The sequence below is a fragment of the Duganella guangzhouensis genome (assembly GCF_009674535.1).
Classification (GTDB): Bacteria; Pseudomonadota; Gammaproteobacteria; order Burkholderiales; family Burkholderiaceae_D; genus Rugamonas; species Rugamonas guangzhouensis.
Genome location: NZ_WKJK01000007.1, coordinates 308381 through 329965, shown reverse-complemented (window position 1 = coordinate 329965; position 21585 = coordinate 308381). Strand labels below are relative to the sequence as shown.

The following is a 21585-nucleotide window of genomic DNA, read 5'->3' as shown; positions in this document are numbered from 1 at the left end:
TATTATAAGTAAGAGATCAGAAGCGGTGCAGGACGCCGGTCTGGAGACCGGTCAGTTTTTTTCCATTGACATCTGCACCAGCCAGGTTGGCCGAGGGGCCGGCCGAACCGCTGAAGCGGAAGCCGGCCTTGCTATCGTTGTGCAGCATGCTGACAAAGGAGTACAGCGTGGTGCGTTTCGACATATCGTAATAAGCACCGGCATTGGCGCCGCGCGCGCTGGCACCGCCGCCCGAGGTATCGTGCAGCACCCCGTACAGCGCGCCCACGCGCAACTGCTGGCTGATGCGGTAGTCGGCCGACACCTGCACCATGTTGTAATAGCGTCCGGCGTTGATGTCGGTGCCGGTGAAGTAGTTATTCGGGTTGCTGACGTTGTTCAGAATCGCCGCCGTGTTGTAGCCATTGGCGCTGCTGGTGGTATTGTTGCTGCGACCCAGCACCAGAAACAGCTTGCCCTTGCTGTACTGGTAGTTCAGATAGACGTTGTGATACACCACCCGATCCGGCACAGTGGCGGTCTTGCGGTCCGGCTCCGCGCTCAGACCGACGTAGCCGGCGCGCCACTTCTCGCCCTGCCAGTCCAGCATCGCCTGCAGCACCGGGCCGTTATCGGTTTTATTGGTGTTTTCCGGCAGCGCGTAGTGCAGCGTCAACTGCGTGCCCTGCACGCGCGGCGACTTGTAGTACAGATCATTGTCGTAGCGCGACGGAATGCCGAAGGTGTTGAACAGCGAACCGAAAGTGGTGCGGTCGGTATAGTCGATGGCACCGCCGGCCATGAAGATCTCGGTGTTCTGGCGGCCGATGCGGAATTCGCCATACGGCGCCACCACGCCCACCCACGCCTGGCGGTCGAAGATACGGCTGCTGTCGGCCATGGTGCCGCTGTCGGCGGCAAAGCCTTGCTCCAGCGTGAACTTCATCTGATAGCCGTCGCCCAGCTCCTCGCTGCCACGCACGCCGAGACGGCTGCGCAGAATCGCGCCGTCGTTCAGGCCCGTGATGCTGGCGCCGCTGCTGCTGTGGATATAGCCGATGTATTCGTCGAAATTGCCGTACAGCGTGGTCTGCATCGGCGCTTGCGCCGAAGCCGCGCCGCTGGCCAACGCGGCCAGCAAGCAAAGGTGCTTCTTCATTTTTGTGTCTCCGTTCTTGTCTTAGGTTTTATAGTATTTTTATGTCATGGCGTGGCCAACCTGTAAGCCCTCGGGATCGCCCCGAAGGCCGTCACTCCAATCAGGGCACTCAGGCCCGCCATGCAGGCCACCAGCGTTTCCGCCGGTGGCCAGGTGCTGGCCGAAGCCAGCTGGCCTGCCATGAAGGCCAGGCCGGTGATGATGCAACCGGACAGCGCGGCCGCGCGTCCAGCTTTGGACGGGAAGGGCGCTACCGCGCCACCCTGTCCGCACGGCTGGTGAAAGCCGTGCCCCAACATGAAGACGCACTGCGGAATCGCCAGCGTCCATACTGAATGCCATGGGCTGCGCCACAGCGCCAGTTGCGCCGCGCCGCCCAGCAGCGACAGGCAGGCGCCGATGCGCACCGTGTGCGGCACACTCCAGCGCCGCAACGCCTGCCGGCACAACACCGTCCCGCACAGGAAGGACAGCGTGCACGCCGCCGGCAACAGCCCATACGCCACACGCGACATGCCGAACTGGCTGATGAACACAAACGGCGACAGCACCAGAAACACCAGCGCACCGCTGTAGCTCAAGCCCGCCAACAGCGACGAATACACAAACTGCGGCGTCGCCAGAAAATCGCCAAAGCCGCCACTCGCCACCACGCCACTGCCCGCGCTGCGCACATGGCTATCCGCCAGCCCGCGATACACCGTCAGCCATGCCAGCATGCCGAAGCAGGCCACCGCCGCATTGGCCGCATGCCAGCCCAGATACTGCGCCGCCCAGCCACCCAGCAGCGGCGCGCAGGCGCCGATCGCCGCCATGCCGGTCATGGTGCGCGCCATCACGCGCAAGCCGGACGCGCCCGGATAACTGTCGCGTATCACCGCCCGCGCCCCAACCACACAAGCCGCCGTGCCGGCGCCCAGCAAGGCGCGGCTCACCAGCAGCACGCCAAAATCCGACGTCAGCGCCGCGCCCCAGGCGGCCACGCTATACAAGCCCAATCCGCACAACAGCGTGCGACGCCGGCCATAACGATCCGCCAGCGGCCCCGCCGCCAGCTGCGCCAGTCCGAACGTCAGCACAAACGCGGTCAACGTCCATTGCACCTCGCCGTTGGCACGACCCAGATCCGCCGCGATCTGCGGCAACGCCGGCAGATACAAATCGCTGCCCACGGTTTGCGTGGCCAGCAGCAGAACCAGAACCAATGCCATCGGCGGCGCGCGCATCACATCCCCGCCAACGCCGTAATCGCCAGCGGATAGCCATTCACGCCGAACCCCGCCATCACTCCCGCCGCCGCCGGCGACAGGTACGAGTGATGCCGGAACGGCTCGCGCGCATGCACATTCGAGATATGCAGCTCAATCACCCGCACCTGCGCGCCCTTGATCGCATCGTGCAGCGCCACCGAGGTATGCGTATAGCCGCCGGCATTGAACACCACCCCCGCCAGCTCGCCGCGCGCCTGCGCCGCCCCCGCCTCGTGCAACCAGTCGATCAGCACACCCTCATGATTCGACTGCCGGAAATCCAGTGCCAGACCATGACGCTCGCAAGCCGCCTGGCATAAACCCTCGACATCGGCCAGCGTCTGCGCGCCATACACGCCGGGTTCGCGCTGCCCCAGCAGATTCAGATTCGGCCCGTTCAGGACCAGTACCCGCTTGCTCATGCCATCTCCGGTTGACCGTGCACCGGACGGCGCACCTCCAGGCTGCGCCGCAGCACCTGATCGGTCACCCACTTGGCCGAACGATGCGCGCGCGCCGCCACAATCTCCGGCGCCAACTGCAGATAATCGTCATTGAACACCTCAAAGCTGTAATCGCCGCGATAACCGCCACGATCCAGCCGGCGCAGCAGATCGGCCAATTCCGTCGAATGCGCACCCTCGCCGGGGAATACGCGCAGATGGCGCGCCGTCTCCAGCCGCTCCTCCGCGCTGCGGATTTCGCGCCACATGAAGTCCGACAGCTGCACCATCGCGATCTTGTGCGCCGGGATATCGGCCAGACCATCCAGATCGGCGCGATTGGCCAGCATGTGGAAGGAATCGATCACCACGCCCAGATTCGCATGGTCGGCCAGCTCCACCGCCTGCCACGATTGTTCATACTGATTGATATGACGCCCCCACGACAGCGCCTCGAAGCCCACCCGCACCCCCAGCGGCACCGCCGCCGTGGCCAGCTTGGACAGCTGGCGCGCGATCAGATTGATGTCGCCGCTGGCATGGCTGGACGTGGTCGAACACACCATCAGCAACGGTGCGCCCACCGCCTGGCACACCCGCAGCATCTCCTTGGCGATATCGAACTTGTAGTCGTGCAGCGCGCCGCTCAAACCCTCGTAATCGCGCATCACCTGAATGCCGGTCACGCGCACGCCGCTGGCGCGCACGATGCGTACCGCCTCATCCAGCCCGCCCGGATGGCCGGCCAGATCGCGCGCCCACAGCATGATCTGCGAAAAACCCAGCGCCTTCGAGGCGCGCAGCTTGGCTTCCAGCGGCCCCGCCAGCGTAATGCTGTCCATGCCGAAGTTGGAGAGATTCATAACGCCCCCAGTGCGCGGAATTCGTCGGACGAAACACCCGGCCAGCCGAAGTGCTCCAGATACAAAGGCGCCTGCTCGATCAGCATCTCCTTGCCCTTCTGGATGCGGCAGCCCAGCTCCTCGGCCTGACGCAGCAAGCGCGTCATCTCGATCTTCATGCCGCAATCGGCCACGATGCAATCGGTCGACACGCCGCGCAAATCGATCGGCACCATGTCATCCGCGTGCATGCCCAGCGGGGTCGCATTGACCACCACCTGATAGCCGGCCGCGTGCGGCGTGCCGATCGTAATCCGCACCGCCGGGAAGGCCGCCTGCAAGCGCGCCTGCAGCGCCGCCGCCTGTTCGGCGCGGGTATCGCAGATCGCTACTTCCGAGAAGCCGCGCTCCGCCAGCGCATAGGCGATCGCGCAGCCAACGCCGCCCGTACCCACCACCAGCGCGCGCGACGTCGCCGGATTCGGCCCCTGGCCGGCGCAAGTGCGGTCGTACGCGCGAATGAAACCCTCGCCATCGATCAGATCACCGGTCAGCACGCCGCCGGCGGCGCGGAAGATCGAATTGCACGATCCCGCCAGCGCCGCCCGTGCCGTCGCGTGTTCCACCGCGCCCACACTGGCCGGCTTGTGCGGGATCGACACGAAGATGCCGCCCACGTTCTCGAACGACATCAGCATCCGCACCGCTTCCACATACGCTTCCGGCTTGATCTTCAGCGGCACCACGCGCGCATCGATGTTATGCCGCTTGAAATAGGCGTTGAACAGCGCCGGCGCCTTCACCTGCTCGACCGGCCAGCCGATCACCGGGAAAATGCGCGTGGTTCCGGAAATCTCAATCATGCTGCTTCTCCTTCAACTGGCTGGCCACCAGCTCGAAACTGACACCGCCTTTATACAACTGGGTCAACGCGCCTTTCTCGCTGGCCTGCGCCGGCTCGCGGTCGATGAACACGATGCCGCGCTGCTTCAGCGCGCGCACCGCCGCCGGCACATCCGGCGCGCCGAACGCCACCCGGATCAGCTGCTCGCCCCACTGCAGGCCGGCCGCGCCTTCCGGCGGCTCCACCAGTTGCAGATAGAAGCTGTGGCATGGGCTTTCCAGCAGCGTCCCTTTCGGCACCACGCCGAAGTAGCGACCTTCTGGCAGCGGATGGAAATCCATCAGCTGCTGATAGAACGCGATCCACTCCGGCGCGCGGCCGGCGCCAATCGCCTGCACCACGCCAAAGAAGTGCAGCTCGGCCAGCGCCGGCGCGCTGCTCGGCGCATGCGGAATCGGCTTGAAGTCGACGTCGTAAATGGAAAAATCGCGGAAGCGGTCGACGAAGTACAGAATCGAATCACCCGGACCATGCACGCCGGGGATGTTCAGCTCCATCACGCCGGCGCGGGTCTGGATCGCCCACGCGCCCTGATCGATGGCGTGGCGGTAGGCGGCATCGGCGTCGCGCACCCGTAGCGCGATCGCGCTGACCACGGTGGAACGCGGCTCGGTGCCGGACTGCTGCAGCGCGCGCGGGTCGGCGTTGACGATCACGTTCATGCTGCCCTGGCGGTACAGCGTCACCTCGCGCGAGCGGTGGCGCGCGGTCGCCACAAAGCCCAGCTGCTCCAGCAGCGTGCCGAACGCCAGCGGCTCGGCGCTGGCGTATTCGATGAATTCGATCCCGTCGATGCCGAGCGGATTATTCGGCTCGGGATGGATTTCTTGTGCTTTCATGATCTCCTCGCTTGAATGCATGTGCTAACGAGTGTAGGAAAGCGCCGGGCCGAAAAACAGGGCCGTAAACCGCAAATAATGCGATAATCGCCTGTAGTGCGCGATAATCGCGCAAAATGGCAAAAATGTATGAGAAAACAAGCATTGCAGGATGTCGAAGTCGCCAAGCGCGACGTCATCGAAGGCCTGGTCAAGGGCCTGGAAGTGATCCGCGCCTTCAGCGACGAATCGGTGCGGCTCAGCGCCAGTGAGCTGTCGGACAAGGTCGGCCTGACCCGCAGCGCGGCGCGGCGCTATTTACTGACGCTGGTCCACGTCGGCATGGCGCAGACCGACGGCCACCAGTTCTGGCTGACCCCCAAGGTGCTGTCGCTGGGCCACTCCTATCTCGACTCGGCGCGCCTGCCGCGCGCCATCGTGCCGTTCCTGCAGCGCCTCACCACCCAGCTGCAGGAATCCACCAACTACTCGGTGCTGGAAGGCGACGACGTGGTCTACGTCAGCCGCGTCAACGCGCCGCGCCTGCTGGCGCCCGGCTTCGATCCCGGCACCCGGCTGCCGGCCTACACCTCCACCGCCGGCCGCGTGCTGCTGTCCGGACTACCGGAAGAGGAACTGCACGCCTACCTGGAGCGGGTCGAACTGGTGGCCTACACCCACATGACCGTCACCGACAAGAACGCGCTGCGGCGCGAACTGCTGACCATCCGCCAGGACGGCTTCGCCGTCACCGAAAACCAGTACGAAGTCGGCATGCGCGGCATCTCGGTGCCGATCAAAAGCCGGCGCGGGGAGCTGGTGGGCGCGCTGTCGGTCTCGATGAGCATCGCCAGCTGCTCGCGCGCAGAAGCCGCCGCGCGCTGCGTGCCGGCGCTACAGGCCACCGCCAACACCGTCATGCTGTGGATTTAGCGCGCTGCGCGGCTAGAGGCCGCCCTCGGATGTAATGCTGGCATCGTGCCGGCGCTGCTCGCATAATGATCCGATCACTACTCGAAACAGCCTATGGAAAACTTGAATCGGGACCGCAGCGGCGCGGATGCGGTCAGCCTGTTGTCGGCATTGCGCGCCGGCGCGCTCACCTCGGAACAACTGGTGCGCACGCACCTGGACCGGCTGGCGCACACGCAGCCGCACATCAATGGCGCCACCCAGATCTTCGCCGACGCCGCGCTGACCGAAGCGCGCCGGTTGGACCAGAGCGGCGATCGCGCCTTGCCGTTGTTTGGCCTGCCGTTCAGCGTCAAGGAGACCTTCGGCCTGGCCGGCGAACAGGTGACCGCCGGTTCGATCCGCATGACGCCCGAAGCACACCGGCAGGACGCCGAAATCGTGCGCCGCCTCAAAGCCGCCGGCGCCATCGTCATCGCCCGCAGCAACGTGCCGGAGTTCGCGATGACGGCGGAATCCAGCAACCCGCGTTTCGGCCGCACCAGCAATCCGCTCGACACCAGCCGCGTGGCCGGCGGCTCCAGCGGCGGCGAGGGCGCGCTGGTGGGCTCCGGCAGCTCGGTGTTCGGCGTCGGCTCCGACATCCTCGGCTCGATCCGCATCCCGGCCGCGTTCTGCGGCGTGGTCGGATTCAAACCGCATTCCAACGCCATCGATCTACGCGGCACCTGGCCGGTCGTCACCGGCCACACCCGCAGCTGGTTGGCGCTAGGCCCGCTGACGCGCAGCGTGCGCGACGCGGAACTGGTCTACAACGTGATCGCCGATCAGCCACTTGCAGCGGCAGCGGACGCGCGCGGGCGCCTGCTGATGCCGGAGGGACTGCCGCTACGCATGCAAGACCATTGCATCTCGGCCGCACTGGCCGCCGCCCGCAGCGCGCTGATGGTGGCCGGCTATCGCCCAGAGTCGAGCGACTTCGCCGACACCCGCGAGCTATACCTGCAAATCCCCAAGCTGATTCTGGACGACTTTGCCGACACCTGGACCCGCCTGCTATCCTCGCCGCAGCACGGCCGCTACTCGCCGTTGAAGGAACTGCTGGCGCAACTGCGGGGCAAACCGACCATCGACAGCGGCCTGCTGCGCTGGACCCTGATCGCACCGTTGCTGAAGCCGCGCAGCGCGGCCAAGGTCGACCGGCTGGCGGCCCGTTTCGCCGCCGCCCGCGCCCACTACCACGCCATGCTGGGCAAGGACGGCGTCCTCGTGCTGCCGACCCTCGGCCTGCTGCCGCCGCCGCACGGCCGCATGAACCAGCTATCGCTGAAGCCCGGCGTCAACGGCATGTTCACCGCCCACACCATGGGCAATTACCTCGACCTGCCAGCCATCGCCATCCCGGCCTGGAAGCACCGCGATCCGGCCACCGGCCTGCCGCCCAGCATCTCGGTGCTGTGCGCCCCCGGTGCCGAAGCCGCGTTGTTCGCCGCCGCCAAACGCATCGAAGCCGCCATCTAGCGCGCCGCCGCAACCCCGCCCTGGAACTGCGCATCGCGTTCCAGCATGCGGTTGATGCTGGTCTCCGCGCGCGCCAGACTGCGATCCAGATCCGCGCCATAGACGATCACCGACGTCATCGCATCGCCCAGCGTCTTGCTGACGATGGCCTGGCGCGCCACCTCGATCGGCAGCGCCACGCCATCGCGCGAAATACTGGCGATCTCGCCGCGCAGCGGCAGCGCCTTGAACGTGGCCGACTCGATCACCGAGCTGCGGGTCGGCAGCTGCCCGGTGCGCGCCCACACGCCACCCTCGTCGTACAGGAACTTGAGGAACGCCAGCGCCGCATGCCGGCTGCGCGCATCCGGCGTGCCGCCCTTGAGCAGCACCATCACATGGTTGTCGGCCCACACCGCGCCCTGACCGTACAACTGCGGAAACGGCACTGCCAGATAGCCGCCGGCGGTGGCGCTGCCCGGCTGCGTCGACTGCCGCAGCAGATCGCCGATGATCCAGGTGCCGTTGACCATCACCGCGCCTTCGCCGGCCGCAAAGCCCTGCAGCGCCGCGCCGTAGTCATTGCCGCGCGTGGTCAGCCCCTCCTGATACATGCTGCGCAACAGCGCCACCGTCGACCGCACCACAGGGCTGTGCAGATCGATATGGAAGTCATCGTTGGGGAACAGGCTGGCGTTCTGCTGGCGTATCAGCGTCAGCATGATGCGCGGGAAAAAGGCCGGATCGTTATCCGTCAGCCAGATGAAATACGGCTTGCCGGTGGCGGCCTTGAACTTGCGCGCCTGCTCCAGCATCTGCTGCGGCGTATGCGGCAGCAGCGGCCTGCCATCCTTGCCGGTCAGCCCCGCGCGCCGTAGCAGATTGACGTTGATGTGCCACAGCCAGGAATGGGTATCGAACGGCAGCGCATAGTGATGGCCATCGACCGTCACCGCCGTCCGCGCCTGCGGCGTGAAATCGGCAACGTCGATGCCGGCCGCGCGGAACTCATCGTCCAGCGGCGCAATCAAACCGCGCTTGACGAAATCGTTCAGCGCGGAGCTGTGCAGGATCGCCACCGCCGGCACATCGCGGCCGACGATGCGCGCCCCCAGCTGGCTGTAATACGAGCCATGCTCCACCACCTGCGTATGCACTGTGATCTGCTCGCGATTGGTGGCATTGAACTTGTTCACCAGCGCCGTGATGATGCCGCACTCGCCGCTGGCGTGCGCGGTGTCGGTAGACTTGCCGTAATCCGCTTCGCAGGAACCGAAGAAGCGCGCGAACGAAATATCGACCGGCGTCGCCGCCGCCGGCATCGATGCGGCGGCCAGCATCCAGGCCAGCGCCGCTACAGGAATGAGTCTCATGCTTGACGTACCTTGGCGCCGGCAACCGCGGCGACGATATATTGTTGGAAGAAAGCGTACAACACCAGCACCGGCACCGCCGCGAACACCGCCTGCGCCATCAGGAATCCCAGCCCTTCGGATTGCGCGAAATTGGTCTGGGTCGAGGCCAGGCCCAGCGTCAGCGTGTAGTGGTCGGACTGGGTGGCCGAAATCAGCGGCCACAGATAGTCGTTCCACGCGCTGAGGAAAGTGACGATCCCCAACGTCGCCTGCGCCGGCAGCGACAGCGGCAGAATCACGCGCGTGAACACGGTCCAACGCGAGGCATTGTCCAGCAACGCAGCTTCCTCCAGGTCGCGCGGAATCGCCCTGAAATACTGCGTCATCAGGAACACCCCGAACGGTGCCGCCAGTCCGGGCAGGATCAGCCCCGGATAGCTGTTGTGCAGCCCCCAGTCGGCAAACATGCGGTGCAGCGGTATCACCACCGCCGTCTGCGGCACCGCCAACCCGGCCAGCACCAGCCGGTACAGCCAGGTCTTGCCGGGGAATTCAGTGCGCGCGAAGCCGTAGCCGGCCAGCGACGACAGCAGCAGCACCAGCACCGTCTGGCCGAACGCCACCACGCAGGAATTGGCGATCCAGCGGAACACCAGCGAGGTGCCGAGGATGTCGCTGTAATTCTTCAGCGTGTACGGTGGCGCCAGCAGAATGTCGGTGCGCTGCGCCAGCAGCTCATTCGGCTTGAAGGACAGCGCCAGTATCCACAGCAGAGGCGCCACCCAGGCGATGGCCGCCAGCACGGTGGCACCAAAGATGACGCGGTTGCCCCAGCGGTTGCTCAGATTCGGATTCATGACGATACCTTTCCGGCGCGGCGTTCCAGCCAGCCTTGCAGCGACATCCCCACCAGCATCAGCAGGAACAAAGCCTGCGCGCCGGCGGCGGCGTAACCCAGCTGCCATTGTTCGAACATGGCTTCGTAGACAAACATCACCAGCGAACGGGTGCTGTTGTTCGGACCTCCCTGCGTCAGCAGCTGGACCTGGCCGAACACCTGCAACTGGGCGATCAGCTGCGTCACCGCCACCAGCACCACGCTGTGACGGATGGCCGGCAGGGTGATGTGGCGGAAGCTGCGCCAGCGGCTGGTGTTGTCCAGCGCCGCCGCCTCGTACACATCCTGCGGGATCTGCTGCAGCGACGCCAGGAACAGCATCATCGGCATGCCAATGCCCCACCACACCGTGGCCAACGCCACCATCGGCAAGGCCAGCCACTCGTTGGTCAGCGGCGCGCCGGAATCCAGACCGACGCCATGCGCGAAGTTGGCCAGCATGCCGCGCTCCGGCATCAGCACCAGCCGCCACACCAGCGTGACGATGGTGACCGACAGCACGCCGGCGCCAAAGAACACGCCGCGCAAAATGGCGGTGGCGCGGCCCGGCCGGTTGAGCGCCAGCGCCAGTGCCAGCCCGGTGATCACCATGGCCGGCGTGCACAGGGCCGCGAACAGCACCGTGTTGCCGGCCGAGCGCACGAACATCTCGTCCTGTAGCAGATCGACGAAGTTGACGGCGCCGACCCAGCGGCCCAGATTGGACAGCAGGTCGATCGCGTGAAGACTGAGCCAGAGACCATGCAGCAGCGGCCAGGCCAGCAGCACCAGATAGCACAGCAGGAACGGCGCGATGAACAGCAAGCCGCTCCAGGAGCTGGCGCCGTGGCTGCGGCGGGCCGCCATCAGCAGGGAAGAGGGCAGGTCGCGCTTCATGCTGGATGATGCGCGGCGCCCGCCGCGTCGAACAGGTGAGCGCGTTGCAGCTCCAGCCGCAGACGGATGCTGGTGCCAATCGCCGGCTCGGCCGCGCGCGGCGGCGCATCGGCCACCACCAGCAGGCCGTCCGCCAGTTGCACATGCAACAGCGTGCGGTCGCCCAGGCGTTCGATCACTTCCACCACGCCTTGCAGCTGGCCGTCGGCGGCGGGCACGATGGCGTCCGGCCGCAAGCCCAGTTCCATCGGCGCCGCGCCGGCCGCCGCACTGACCGCGTCCAGCGCCGGCACACTGGTGCGCAGCAGAACGCCATTCGCTAGCGTCACCGCGCAGCAGCCATCGATATCGGCGCTGCGCGTCACCGGCAGGAAGTTCATCGCCGGGCTGCCGACAAAGCCGGCCACAAAGCGCGTGGCAGGCCGCTGATACAGCTCCATCGGTGCCGCAAACTGCTCGATGCGGCCCTGATTCAGCACCACGATGCGGTTAGCCAGCGTCATTGCCTCCACCTGGTCGTGGGTGACGAACAGCATGGTCGCGCCCAGCCGCTTGTGCAGGCGCGCCAGCTCCAGCCGGGTGCGGGTACGCAGCGCGGCGTCGAGATTGGACAAGGGCTCGTCGAACAAAAAGGCCAGCGGCTCCTTGACCACCGCGCGGCCGATCGCCACCCGCTGGCGCTGGCCGCCGGACAGCTGCACCGGCTTGCGCTCCAACAGTGCCTGCAGCTCCAGCATCTGCGCGGCGGCTTCGACCCTGCGCGCGATCTCGGCTTCAGCCATGCGGATGTTACGCAGACCGAACGCCATATTGTCGCGCACCGTCATGTGCGGATACAGCGCATACTGCTGAAACACCATGGCGATGCCGCGCTGGCCGGGCGGCAGCGTGGTGACATCGCGCCCGCCGATGGCGATGCTGCCGCTGGAAACCGGCTCCAGCCCCGCCAGCATGCGCAGCAGCGTCGACTTGCCGCAGCCGGAAGGGCCGAGCAGGGCGATGAACTCGCCGGCGCCGATCGACAGGTTGAAGTTCGGGATCACCGTGTTCTGGCCATAACGCTTGCTGACGTCGCGCCACTCGATGCCCGCCAGTTCATGCGCCATCTTCATTTGGCCGTGCCGTGCTGCCGCAGCAGCTCGACCTCATAAGCGCGATAGGGCGTGCCATCCTCGTGCAGCACATCGTGGAACCACACCGAAGGTGGCGCGAAGGTGTAGGGATTTTTCCACGAGTCCCACGGCATATTGGTCTGGCTCTTGCCGGCCACGAAGCCCCAGTTGATCATGCCGATGCTTTCCGCGCGCGCGATCTGCAGCGTGCTGTCAAAGGTGGAGCCCATGCCGCGTGCCATATACTCGGTGCACACCAGCGGCCGGCCGTACGCCTGCAACTGGCGGATGCGGGCCAGGAATTTCTCCGGCCAGCTGTAATCGTGGAAGGTGACGATGTCGGACAGCGCCAGTTGCGCCTTCTGCACATCGTTCAGCAGCGTGGAGGAGGGCGACCAGTCGTCACCGAACCAGATGCCGCTGGTGAGCGGCTGTTGCGGCGCGCAAGCCTGGGCCCAGCCGAACACCTGCGGCAGCAGTTTTGCCACCAGCGCGATTTTGTCCTTTGCTTCAAACTGCAGGTAGTAGCCCATGCCGCCGCCCTGGTTGTCCGGTTCATTCCACAAGTCCCAGCACCACACGCGGTCGTCCTGGCCGAAGCTGGTGACGATGTCCTCGACGTAGGCGCGCAGCGCCGGATAGCTGGCCGGATCGGCCAACTGCGCCGCACCAGGGCTCTGCACCCAGCCCGAGTTGTGAATGCCGGGCATGGGCAAGCGCTGGCGGCCCAGCGCGGGACGCGGGTCCCAGCACGAATCGAATAATACCAGCATGGTGCGGATGCCATGCCGGGTGGCGATCTCCAGATAGGTGTCGATGCGCTGCTTCAAGCCCTCGGCATCCTGCGCCCACAGCAGATCGTGCAGGAACACGCGCATGGTGTTCATGCCCAGACCAGCGGCCCAGCCGAGTTCCAGGTCGATGCGCTCAGTGTCGAAGGTCTCGGCCTGCCACATCTCCAATTGGTTGATGGCGCTGGCGGGAATGAAATTGGCGCCGAGGATGCGCGGCTGTTGTGCGTACCAGGCATGCGCGCGCGGGGCGCTCCACAGTGGTGCTTGCGGAACGGCGGGCGTGGCGATTGCAGTAGTCATCGTGTGCTTTCTTGGTCAGGTTGGAGGAGCGTATCAGGGCGTCAGTGCGGCGCTGCCATAACGGGTGCGGCAGCTTTGGTCGGCACCGCCGTCGGTTTGCAGCATCAGCAGGCGCTTGCCGTCGGCCGACGGCAGCAGCGGGCTGGAATAGTTCTGGCACCAGTTGGTGACGCTGGGCGGCGCAGCAATCGCCAGCGGCGACGCCACCGCCGCCCACGCACCGCTGCCATCGGCGCTGGTGTTGGTGAACATGGTCTTGCCATTGCCGGCATCGGGTACGCCGTTCTTGTCGAACAGGATCTGGCCAATGGCGATCAGCATGCCGTTCGGCTGCCCGGCCACCGGGGCCCAGGTGAAAGTGGGCGCGTGGCGGAAGAACTGGCCGCTGGCTGTCTCCAGCCGGAAGCCCGGATCGTTGGCGGCGCCCCAGTCGATGCCGTCGGCGGAGCGCTTGGCGCGCAACGCGCAATCGAGCGGGCCGGCGTAGCAGTTCTCATAGGTCATCAGGTAAGCGCCGGACGGCAGGCGGCGCACGATCGCCATGCCGGGACGCGCATTGGGATCGTCGCCGGCGACGATGGTGCGCGGCGCGCTCCAGTTGACGCCATCGCCGCTGCTGACTTCCACCAGAATCTGCGAATGGCCGGCCAGCGTTTCGTCCGAGTAGTAGCACATCAACTCACCGCTGGCGGCGATGGCGAATTCCGGCTCCCAGATGCCGGATGGGTCTTTGCTGTTCTTGGCGATGCGGCCCTTGCCGCACAGGGACAGGTAATTCCAGGTGACGCCGCCGTCGGCGCTTTGATAGATGCGGTTCTCCATCGGTGCCGTGCGTTCCTGGCCGACCGAGGCGGCATACAGCAGCGTACCGGCCGGCAGCGCACCGATCTTCACCGGCAGCTCATACAAGGCGGCGCAGCAATGGCCGCCCTTGAAATCCGGATCGGCGATGGTGCCGATGCGGCTGTAGCTCAGGCCATCGTCGCCGCTGGCGTAAATGGCGCCGACCGACTGGCCGCTCTCGGTCGACTGCATGGAGGCGAGCACGCGGCCGTTGAGCGCGGCGCTGGCGTGATGGCTTTGCCGCACCAAACGCGGATAGGCGCCGAAGGCGTCCGCGATCAGCGTGCCGCGCGTGCCGGCATTGGCTACCGGCGTGGTGGCGGTGGTGCCGCCGCTGCCACTGCTGGCAATCACGCCGCTGCCGCCGCAGCCGTTCAAATTCAATGCAAGGCTCGCGCACAGCGCGGCCACGGCAAACCTGCCGTAACGGTTGTTCATATAGTCTCCTGTTGTGGTGGAATTTGAATGTCACCAATTTTTTTGTGAGTTAATTATCGCAACATTCATCATTAGTGACAACAATATTTGTTATAAATTTTGAGCGGCTGGCGATTTCACCACGCGGTATCATGCTGACATGGTGCTCACGCACAGTGAACCAACAAAATTTTTCAGAGGAATAGGTCGCTACATGGATGCAGGAAATCGGGCGTTGCTGGTGGAGGGGGATGCGGTGCTGCCGCTGGTGAAGGCGCTGTCGTCGGACACGCGGCAGGCCATGCTCGGGCTGCTGACCCACAAGGTGCTGAACCTGTCGGAGCTGGCCGCCGCCATGAACCTGCCGCATTCCACCGTCAGCTTCAACGTCAACCAGCTGGAAGCGGTCGGCCTGGTGGTGGTCGAGACCGAACCGGGCACGCGCGGCATCCAGAAGCTGTGCTCCAAGCGCTACGATGAGGTGCGCATCCGCCTGCCCGGTGCGGCGGTGGAAGCGGAGCAGAACACCGTCACCATCAGTATGCCGATCGGCAGCTACCGCAGCGTCGAGGCCAGTCCCACTTGTGGCCTGGTCAGCGAGACCAAGATCATCGGCATGCTGGATGATCCGCGCTCCTTCTTCGAGCCGGAACACGTCAACGCCCAGCTGCTGTGGTTTGGCGCGGGCCATGTGGAATATGCCTTCCCTAATAATGTGCCGTACGGCGCGGTGACCACCGAACTGTCGCTGTCGATGGAGCTGTGCTCGGAGGCGCCCAACTACAATCCGGACTGGCCATCCGATATCACGCTGTGGATCAACGACGTCGAGGTGGGAACCTGGACCTCGCCCGGCGACTTTGGCGGCAAGCCGGCGCTGCTCACGCCATCGTGGTGGCAGATCGAAGGCACCACCTACGGCATGCTGAAACACTGGAGCGTCAGCGAGCGTGGCGCCATGATCGACGGCGTCTCGCTTGGCGCCACCACCATCGGTGATCTGAAGCTGGCACAGGCCAATCACATCCGGGTGCGGATCGGCGTCAAGGACGATGCCCGCAACAAGGGTGGCCTCAACCTGTTCGGCCGCAAGTTCGGCAACTACCCGCAGGACATCGTGATGAAGCTGGGCTTTGAATTTCCTTCCGGTGTAGCGGTTCCGGTATCGCCCAAAAACGGCTAGGGTGGCATTTATCCAACAAGTTTTGTTGTTGCTAAGGGCTGGGAATTAAATTTCCGGCCCTTTTTTCATGATATTTCGCCATTAGTCGCAAATATTATTGAAATAAAAAAGAAATGCATTCACTATTGCAGCGTTACCAGGGGCACTATCGCAAATAAATTTGCGACAGTACCCGCCCATAACAAAAATTCATAAAGCGATGACGCGCCGTGCAACGCGCTGGATGCATCCGGTATCTGTAGCTCGCCAGGGCATACCGGATCGGCATGGGAGCAGTCGTCCGATACAAATAGTGGAGACACAGACATGCAACAGTTCAAAAGGACGCCGCTCGCGGCGGCTTTGCTGACGGTATTGGCCAGCGCACCGGCATGGGCGCAGGAGCAACCTGCCGCCGACACCAGCAGCGAGGGCACCACCGTGGTGGTCTCCGGCATCCGCCAGAGCGTGCGCAAGGCCGAAGACATCAAGCGCACCGCCGACCAGGTGGTCGATTCGATCAACGCCGAAGACATCGGCAAATTCCCCGACCGCTCGGTGGGTGAGGCGCTGCAGCGCATCCCCGGCGTGCAGGTCGGCCGCACGTCCAGCGAAGTCAATACGGTGCTGATTCGCGGCTTGCCGGATCTGGCCACCACCGTCAACGGCAACGAGATCTTCACCGGCGATGGCCGCCGCCTGTCCTACCAGGATCTGCGCATCGAAGGCGTGGCGGGACTGGACGTGTACAAATCGGCGACGCCGGATCAGCAGGAGGGCGGCATCGCCGGTCTGATGGACGTCCGCCTGCGCAAGCCGTTCGACTTCAAGGGTTTGAGCGTGTCCGGCTTTGCCGATGCCGTCAACCTGCATCCGCGCGGCACCAACGCCGACCAGCACACCGATCCCTCGCTGGGCGGACTGGTGTCCAACCGCTGGAAGACCGACCATGGCGACGTTGGCCTGCTGCTGGACGGTACTTATGTGAAGGACCGTTTCGTCAATCCTATCCAATGGTTTGCGGAGCCGGGCGGTGCCGGCCTGTGGCAGGTGCGCGCCGACGGCACCGCCTACCGCGACGATCCCAGCAATCCTAACCTGGCGGCGGAAAAGGCCAAGGGCGGCACCACCACCGCCGCCATCATGCCGTTCCCCGGTGGCGTCTACGGCTACGGCGAGCGCGAACGCCAGCAGCTGCACGGCGCGGCGCAATGGAAGCCGAACGACAAGCTGGAACTGAATAGCCAGGTAATCTACATGGGCTATCGCGGCCGCACTGCCGACGACTATCTGTTTGGCGTGGCGCGCGATGGCTACAGCGCCACCAATGTGGTGGTGGCGCCGGGCGGCGACTACTGCAACACCAGCCGTGGCTACGCCTGCCCGATCGCTTCCGCCGACGTGACGGCGGCGGCCGATGGCAGCACCCCGTACACCGCCACCAGTACCCAGGCCCACCAGCAGAAAACCAATACCTATTACGGTAGCCTGGGCGGCAAGTACAAGGATGGCGCGTTGCAGGTAACCACCGATCTGGCCTTTACCTATTCCCGCTACTCCGACGACCGCATCATCGTCGACCAAAGCATTCCAAATGCGACCCTGCACGTGATTGGCCTGGATGACAGCGGCCATGGCGGCTTCTCCGTCAGCACACCGACCAGCGCGAACGCGGCGGCCGATCCGAATCAGTATGTGCTGCGCGGCTTCTTCCAGTCGTGGGAAGAGAGCATCGGCCGTCAGGCGCAGTGGCGCACCGACGTCAGCTACCGTCTGAACCAGGGCATCATCAACAAGCTGGTGGGCGGTATCCGCCTGTCGTCGCGCGATGCTGAATACCATGGCGCCGAAGGTGGTGTCGATACGCCCAACGGCGTGCGCCCGGTTCCGGTCAGCGTGTTCGGCTCCTCGTTCAACGACGTGGTGCCGGGTGTGAACCGCCTGGGTGGCGCCTATGCAGCGCCGGCGATGAACTTCCTGCTCGATAACCGCGACAAGCTGCGCGCCTACTATGGCTTGCCGGCGGGCCGCCTGCCGGACGATCCTACCCGTTTGTTCAAGCAGACCGAGAAAAACTACACCGCCTACGGCATGGCCAACTACGGCTTCGACGTCGGTTCGGTGGGCGTGTCTGGCCTGGCGGGTGTGCGCGTCAGCCGGCTCGATCGCGACCTGAAAGGCAGCAATCGCATCGGCGATGTGATCACCGACATCGACTCCAGCACCTCGCATACCGACGTGCTGCCGAGCGTGAGCGCCAAGGTGGACTGGGCCAACAACTGGATGTCGCACCTGGGCTGGGGCAAGACCGTGACCCGTCCGGACTTCGCCTCGCTCAATCCGGCGCTGGCGCTGACGCCCGCCACCGTCAACCGCCCCGGTTACGGCAGCGCCGGCAATCCCAATCTGAAGCCGGTGGAATCGAAGGCGCTCGACGTCACGCTGGAGCGCTACTTCGACAATAACGGCTACGTCTCGGTGGCGATGTTCGACCGTCGCATCGACGGCTATCTGCAGTCGTTCTCGCAGGTGGAAAGCATCGACGGCCAGCAGTACACCATCACCCGTCCGCAGAATGCCGGCAAGGGCAAGCTGTATGGTTACGAGCTGTCGGCGCAGAAGTTCCTCGACTTCCTGCCTGGCGCGCTGTCCGGCTTGGGCGTGCAGGCCAACTATACGTGGATCAACGGCCATACCGAGAGCGCCAATACGCTGAATGGCACTGACTACACCATCACGCCGCTGACCAACGTCGCCAAGAAGAACGCCAACCTGGCGCTGATCTACGAGCAGTTTGGCTTCAGCGGCCGGCTGGCCTTCACCCGCCGCGACAAGTATGTGGAGTCGCTCAACAACGGCGGCATCCAGCTGCCGGCGACCAATATGGTGCGGGCGCGTAATCAGGTCGACCTCTCGGTGGGCTATGAATTCAACCAGCACGTATCGCTGCAATTCAACGCCTGGAACTTGAGTAACTCCGCTTACCAGAGCTATAGCGGCTACGAGCAGTTTGGCCGCGACATCCGTTATGACCCGCGCACCTACTCGCTGGGCCTGCGCTTCAAACTGTAACGCCGTTTCAACCGATCCAGTGTAGTACTTTCGGCAGGGGCCATCCCCTGCCTTTTTTTTCACTCTGAAAAAAGGAGACATACACCATGAAGACCCGATTTTTCGCAGCGCTGCTGGCGCTATTGTGCTGGCTGGACGCTCATGCGGCGGTAACGCTGGGCAGTCAGAGTTCCTTCTATCCGCGCTTGCTGCGGCTATCGACCGAGAACCGCCTGATCGCCGCTTTCGACTATGGCAATACCCAAAGCACCATCTGGGACAGTACCGACAATGGCGCCAACTGGACCCAGATCGCCACCATCACCTTGAGCGAACCGGGACACTGCTGCAGCGGCCTGTATGAAATGCCGCAGGCGGTGGGCGGCACGCCGAAGGGCGCGCTGCTGTGGACTACATCCACCACCAACGGCAGCGCGCACACCATCAAGATCTACCGCAGTACCGACAAGGGCCATAGCTGGACCTTGCTGTCCACGCCCGTTACCGGTACCACTGGCGTGTGGGAGGCCGAGTTCGCGGTCGACAGCAGCGGCAGGCTGGTGATGTACTACTCCAGCGAGGAGTACAAGGGCAGCGGCTACAATCAGCTGATCGCGGAGCGCATTTCCAACGATGGCGGCGTCACCTGGAGCGGGGACACCGTCGTAGTCGGCATCAGCGACGGCAATGTGCAGCGTCCCGGCATGCCGCTGGTGGCGCGCCTGCCGAACGGCAGCTACGTGATGACCTACGAGGTATGCGGCGGCTCCAACTGCGACGCCTATATCCGCAGCTCGGCCGATGGCGTCAGCTGGGGCACGCCATCCAATCTGGGCACGCGCATCGAGTCCACCTCCGGCAATCACTTCGCGCAGACACCCACCGTGCGCTGGTATAACGACGGCAGCACTAATGGCCGCCTGCTGGTCACCGGCATGGTATTACGCCGCAACAGCGACAACAGCGTGGCTGCGTTCAACGGCCAGACCTACATGTTCAACACCAATAACGGCGTGGGACAGTGGACCGAAGGCGCGACGCCGCTGTCGGCGGCCACCAGCGGCGGCAGCGATGTTTGCAACGGCTACACCACGCAGCTACTGCCGTCCACCGATGGCACGCAGTTGTATCAGTTGGTGAATGTCGGCTGTTCGATCAAATTCGCCACCGGACCGATGGACAACCCGGTCGCCAGCGGCATCTACACGCTGATCTCGAAAAACAGCGGCTTAGCGCTGGATGTCGCCGCCTGTTCGACCGCAGCCGGCGCCAACGTACAGCAATGGACGCCGAACGGCGCCAACTGCCAGCGCTGGAATATGCAAAATCAGGGCAACGGCTACTACGTGCTGACCGCCATGAACAGCGGCATGGCGCTGGATGTCAACGCCTGCTCGACCGCCAACGGTGGCAACGTCCAGCAGTGGACGCCCAACGGCGCGGCATGCCAGGCGTGGCACCCCGAACCAGTTGGCGACGGCTACTTCCGGCTAGTGTCCAGGAACAGTGGCCTGGTGCTGGATGTCGACGCCTGCTCGACTGCGGCCGGTGGCAACGTCCAGCAATGGCAGTGGCTGGGCGGCGACTGCCAGCGTTGGCTGTTGCAGCCATCGCCATGAATATTCTCAGGAAGGCAGCGTAAACGACGACAGATCGGCCGCGCCGTCTTCGCCGCAGTAACGCATCGCCAGCGCCTCGCCCACTGCGGCCGAATGCTTGAAGCCGTGGCCCGAGCAGGCTGACACCACGGTCACGCCGGGCAGCGCAGGATGCTCGTCAATCAGGAAGTTGAAGTCCGGCGTCACTGTGTAAGCACACACGCTGGACTTCAGCAGCCGGCGCGACACTCCGGCCATGCGCGGCGCCACATATTTGTCGTACATCGCGTCGGCTTCGGCCTGGCTGATGACGCGCTGCAGCAGATCCGGATCGCCGCTGTCCTCATAGTCTTCCGCCGCGATCTTGATCGCGTTCTCGCCGGGCAGCGGCGGGAAGCCATAGCAGCTGTCCGCATCGGCATCGAGAATAATGTAGACCGGCGCCTCGCCGGCGTAGAGCGCCGGCTGGTCCAGCTCAAACCAGAACAGCTTCTGACGCGACACCTTCAAATAACTCGCATAGCGGTCCTGCAGCAGCTTGCCGTTCCACATGCCGGCGCAGCTGATGACGCGGCCCGCAGTCAGCGTGCCTTGAGCGGTATGTACGCGCACGCCGCCTTCGAACGTCTCCAGCCGCAGCATCTGCGTATCCGGATACAGCGCCGCGCCGGCATCGCGCGCCAACGCCAGTTGCACCGCAATCGCGCGCTCCGGCCGCACATAACCCGCACCCGGTTCGTAATAGCCTACCGCGTGTTCGCCATAACCGCTGAACTGTGGAAAGCGCTGGCGGATCTGCTGCGCATCCAGCACGCTGTGCGCGATGCCAAAGCGCTGTGCCAGCGCCGCCGTCTGGCCGGCGAAATCGGTGGTGCCGTGGCCGCGCGTGGCTTGCCGGCTGTCGCTCAACATCAGCATGCCGCACGCATTGAACAGCGACTCGCCGCTGCGTGCCTCCAGCTCGCGCCAGATGCGGTGCGCGTTCAGCGCCAGCGGCACATAAGCCGCGCCTTCGCCGATGGCCTGGCGCGTGATGCGCGTGTCGCCATGACTGGAACCCAGATTGTGCGGTGGCGAATAGCGATCAATGCCGGCCACGCGCACGCCGCGTTTGGCCAGCTGATACAGCGTGGCCGCGCCGAACGCGCCCATGCCGATGACGATCACGTCGTAATGCATGTAGTCCTTTCGTTATAAGCTCATAACCGAGTAACGTTTCCACATCAAGCATGTCGTTAATGTGATCGCACGCTCCTCAAATAATCATATGCGGTGATCATTTGATGATACCGGGACAGTGCTCTGCTGCGCAAACAACAGAATCCACTTGCCGCAATCATCATTTTGATTCTTTGGCCAGGCGCCGACTTTT

General features: G+C 64.5%; 18 protein-coding genes. 5 read left to right on the top strand and 13 right to left on the bottom strand.

All coding sequences use genetic code 11. The features are described from left to right. Positions 1 to 16: 16 nt before the first annotated feature. The 6 genes from GJ699_RS15795 to GJ699_RS15770 are packed head-to-tail and all read right to left on the bottom strand — an operon-like array spanning position 17 to position 5416. Positions 17 to 1138: a porin gene (locus GJ699_RS15795; RefSeq protein WP_154377850.1), complete on the bottom strand. Its 1122-nt coding sequence runs from the start codon at positions 1136 to 1138 to the stop codon at positions 17 to 19. Between the two features lie 44 nt (positions 1139 to 1182). Next, positions 1183 to 2349 carry a multidrug effflux MFS transporter gene (locus GJ699_RS15790; RefSeq protein WP_195763557.1) on the bottom strand — a complete coding sequence of 389 codons (1167 nt, stop codon included), beginning with the start codon at positions 2347 to 2349 and terminating at the stop codon, positions 1183 to 1185. A gap of 14 nt (positions 2350 to 2363) precedes the next feature. Beyond that, the gene (gene aroQ, locus GJ699_RS15785) at positions 2364 to 2810 is read right to left on the bottom strand and encodes a type II 3-dehydroquinate dehydratase (RefSeq protein WP_154377846.1); all 447 of its coding nucleotides are present in this window, start codon (positions 2808 to 2810) and stop codon (positions 2364 to 2366) included. Continuing rightward, entirely contained in the window at positions 2807 to 3694 is an 888-nt protein-coding gene (locus GJ699_RS15780; protein WP_154377844.1) for a sugar phosphate isomerase/epimerase family protein, read from the bottom strand. The genes aroQ and GJ699_RS15780 overlap by 4 nt, the downstream gene beginning before the upstream one ends. Further along, positions 3691 to 4536 (bottom strand): shikimate dehydrogenase family protein, encoded by an 846-nt coding sequence (locus GJ699_RS15775; protein WP_154377842.1) that lies wholly within the window; start codon positions 4534 to 4536, stop codon positions 3691 to 3693. The genes GJ699_RS15780 and GJ699_RS15775 overlap by 4 nt, the downstream gene beginning before the upstream one ends. Further along, entirely contained in the window at positions 4529 to 5416 is an 888-nt protein-coding gene (locus GJ699_RS15770; RefSeq protein WP_154377840.1) for a 4-hydroxyphenylpyruvate dioxygenase, read from the bottom strand. Before GJ699_RS15770 ends, GJ699_RS15775 begins: the two co-directional genes overlap by 8 nt. Positions 5417 to 5545: 129 nt before the next feature. On the opposite strand from GJ699_RS15770, the gene GJ699_RS15765 reads away from it, so the two are divergent. Both GJ699_RS15765 and GJ699_RS15760 read left to right on the top strand, forming a co-directional pair. Continuing rightward, positions 5546 to 6328: an IclR family transcriptional regulator domain-containing protein gene (locus GJ699_RS15765; protein ID WP_154377838.1), complete on the top strand. Its 783-nt coding sequence runs from the start codon at positions 5546 to 5548 to the stop codon at positions 6326 to 6328. Between the two features lie 93 nt (positions 6329 to 6421). Beyond that, positions 6422 to 7828 carry an amidase gene (locus GJ699_RS15760; protein WP_154377836.1) on the top strand — a complete coding sequence of 469 codons (1407 nt, stop codon included), beginning with the start codon at positions 6422 to 6424 and terminating at the stop codon, positions 7826 to 7828. Here GJ699_RS15760 and GJ699_RS15755 read toward each other — a convergent pair. From GJ699_RS15755 to GJ699_RS15730, 6 genes are read right to left on the bottom strand one after another with little or no spacing between them, the layout of a single operon-like run. Then, positions 7825 to 9180 carry an extracellular solute-binding protein gene (locus GJ699_RS15755; RefSeq protein ID WP_154377834.1) on the bottom strand — a complete coding sequence of 452 codons (1356 nt, stop codon included), beginning with the start codon at positions 9178 to 9180 and terminating at the stop codon, positions 7825 to 7827. The two genes, GJ699_RS15760 and GJ699_RS15755, sit on opposite strands and share 4 nt — an antisense overlap. After that, positions 9177 to 10019, bottom strand: coding sequence for a carbohydrate ABC transporter permease (locus tag GJ699_RS15750; protein WP_154377832.1), 843 nt, complete (start codon positions 10017 to 10019; stop codon positions 9177 to 9179). Before GJ699_RS15750 ends, GJ699_RS15755 begins: the two co-directional genes overlap by 4 nt. Beyond that, the gene (locus tag GJ699_RS15745; RefSeq protein ID WP_195763556.1) at positions 10016 to 10936 is read right to left on the bottom strand and encodes a carbohydrate ABC transporter permease; all 921 of its coding nucleotides are present in this window, start codon (positions 10934 to 10936) and stop codon (positions 10016 to 10018) included. The genes GJ699_RS15750 and GJ699_RS15745 overlap by 4 nt, the downstream gene beginning before the upstream one ends. Beyond that, complete coding sequence (locus GJ699_RS15740; RefSeq protein WP_308495520.1) at positions 10933 to 12048, bottom strand: ABC transporter ATP-binding protein; 1116 nt, start codon at positions 12046 to 12048, stop codon at positions 10933 to 10935. Before GJ699_RS15740 ends, GJ699_RS15745 begins: the two co-directional genes overlap by 4 nt. After that, positions 12045 to 13142 (bottom strand): glycoside hydrolase 5 family protein, encoded by a 1098-nt coding sequence (locus GJ699_RS15735; protein ID WP_154377829.1) that lies wholly within the window; start codon positions 13140 to 13142, stop codon positions 12045 to 12047. The genes GJ699_RS15740 and GJ699_RS15735 overlap by 4 nt, the downstream gene beginning before the upstream one ends. A gap of 33 nt (positions 13143 to 13175) precedes the next feature. Further along, entirely contained in the window at positions 13176 to 14423 is a 1248-nt protein-coding gene (locus GJ699_RS15730; RefSeq protein ID WP_154377826.1) for a sialidase family protein, read from the bottom strand. 193 nt (positions 14424 to 14616) lie between these two features. Here GJ699_RS15730 and GJ699_RS15725 point away from each other — a divergent pair, with 193 nt between their 5' ends. The 3 genes from GJ699_RS15725 (at position 14617) to GJ699_RS15715 (ending at position 20234) form a co-directional block, all read left to right on the top strand. Continuing rightward, complete coding sequence (locus GJ699_RS15725; protein ID WP_154377824.1) at positions 14617 to 15585, top strand: ArsR/SmtB family transcription factor; 969 nt, start codon at positions 14617 to 14619, stop codon at positions 15583 to 15585. Positions 15586 to 15891: 306 nt separating this feature from the next. Beyond that, on the top strand, positions 15892 to 18636 hold the full coding sequence (locus tag GJ699_RS15720) for a TonB-dependent receptor (protein WP_154377822.1): 2745 nt from the start codon (positions 15892 to 15894) through the stop codon (positions 18634 to 18636). 86 nt (positions 18637 to 18722) lie between these two features. Continuing rightward, positions 18723 to 20234, top strand: coding sequence for an RICIN domain-containing protein (locus tag GJ699_RS15715; protein ID WP_154377819.1), 1512 nt, complete (start codon positions 18723 to 18725; stop codon positions 20232 to 20234). Positions 20235 to 20240: 6 nt separating this feature from the next. Here GJ699_RS15715 and solA read toward each other — a convergent pair whose 3' ends face one another. After that, complete coding sequence (gene solA / locus GJ699_RS15710) at positions 20241 to 21392, bottom strand: N-methyl-L-tryptophan oxidase (RefSeq protein WP_154377817.1); 1152 nt, start codon at positions 21390 to 21392, stop codon at positions 20241 to 20243. Positions 21393 to 21585: the final 193 nt, after the last annotated feature.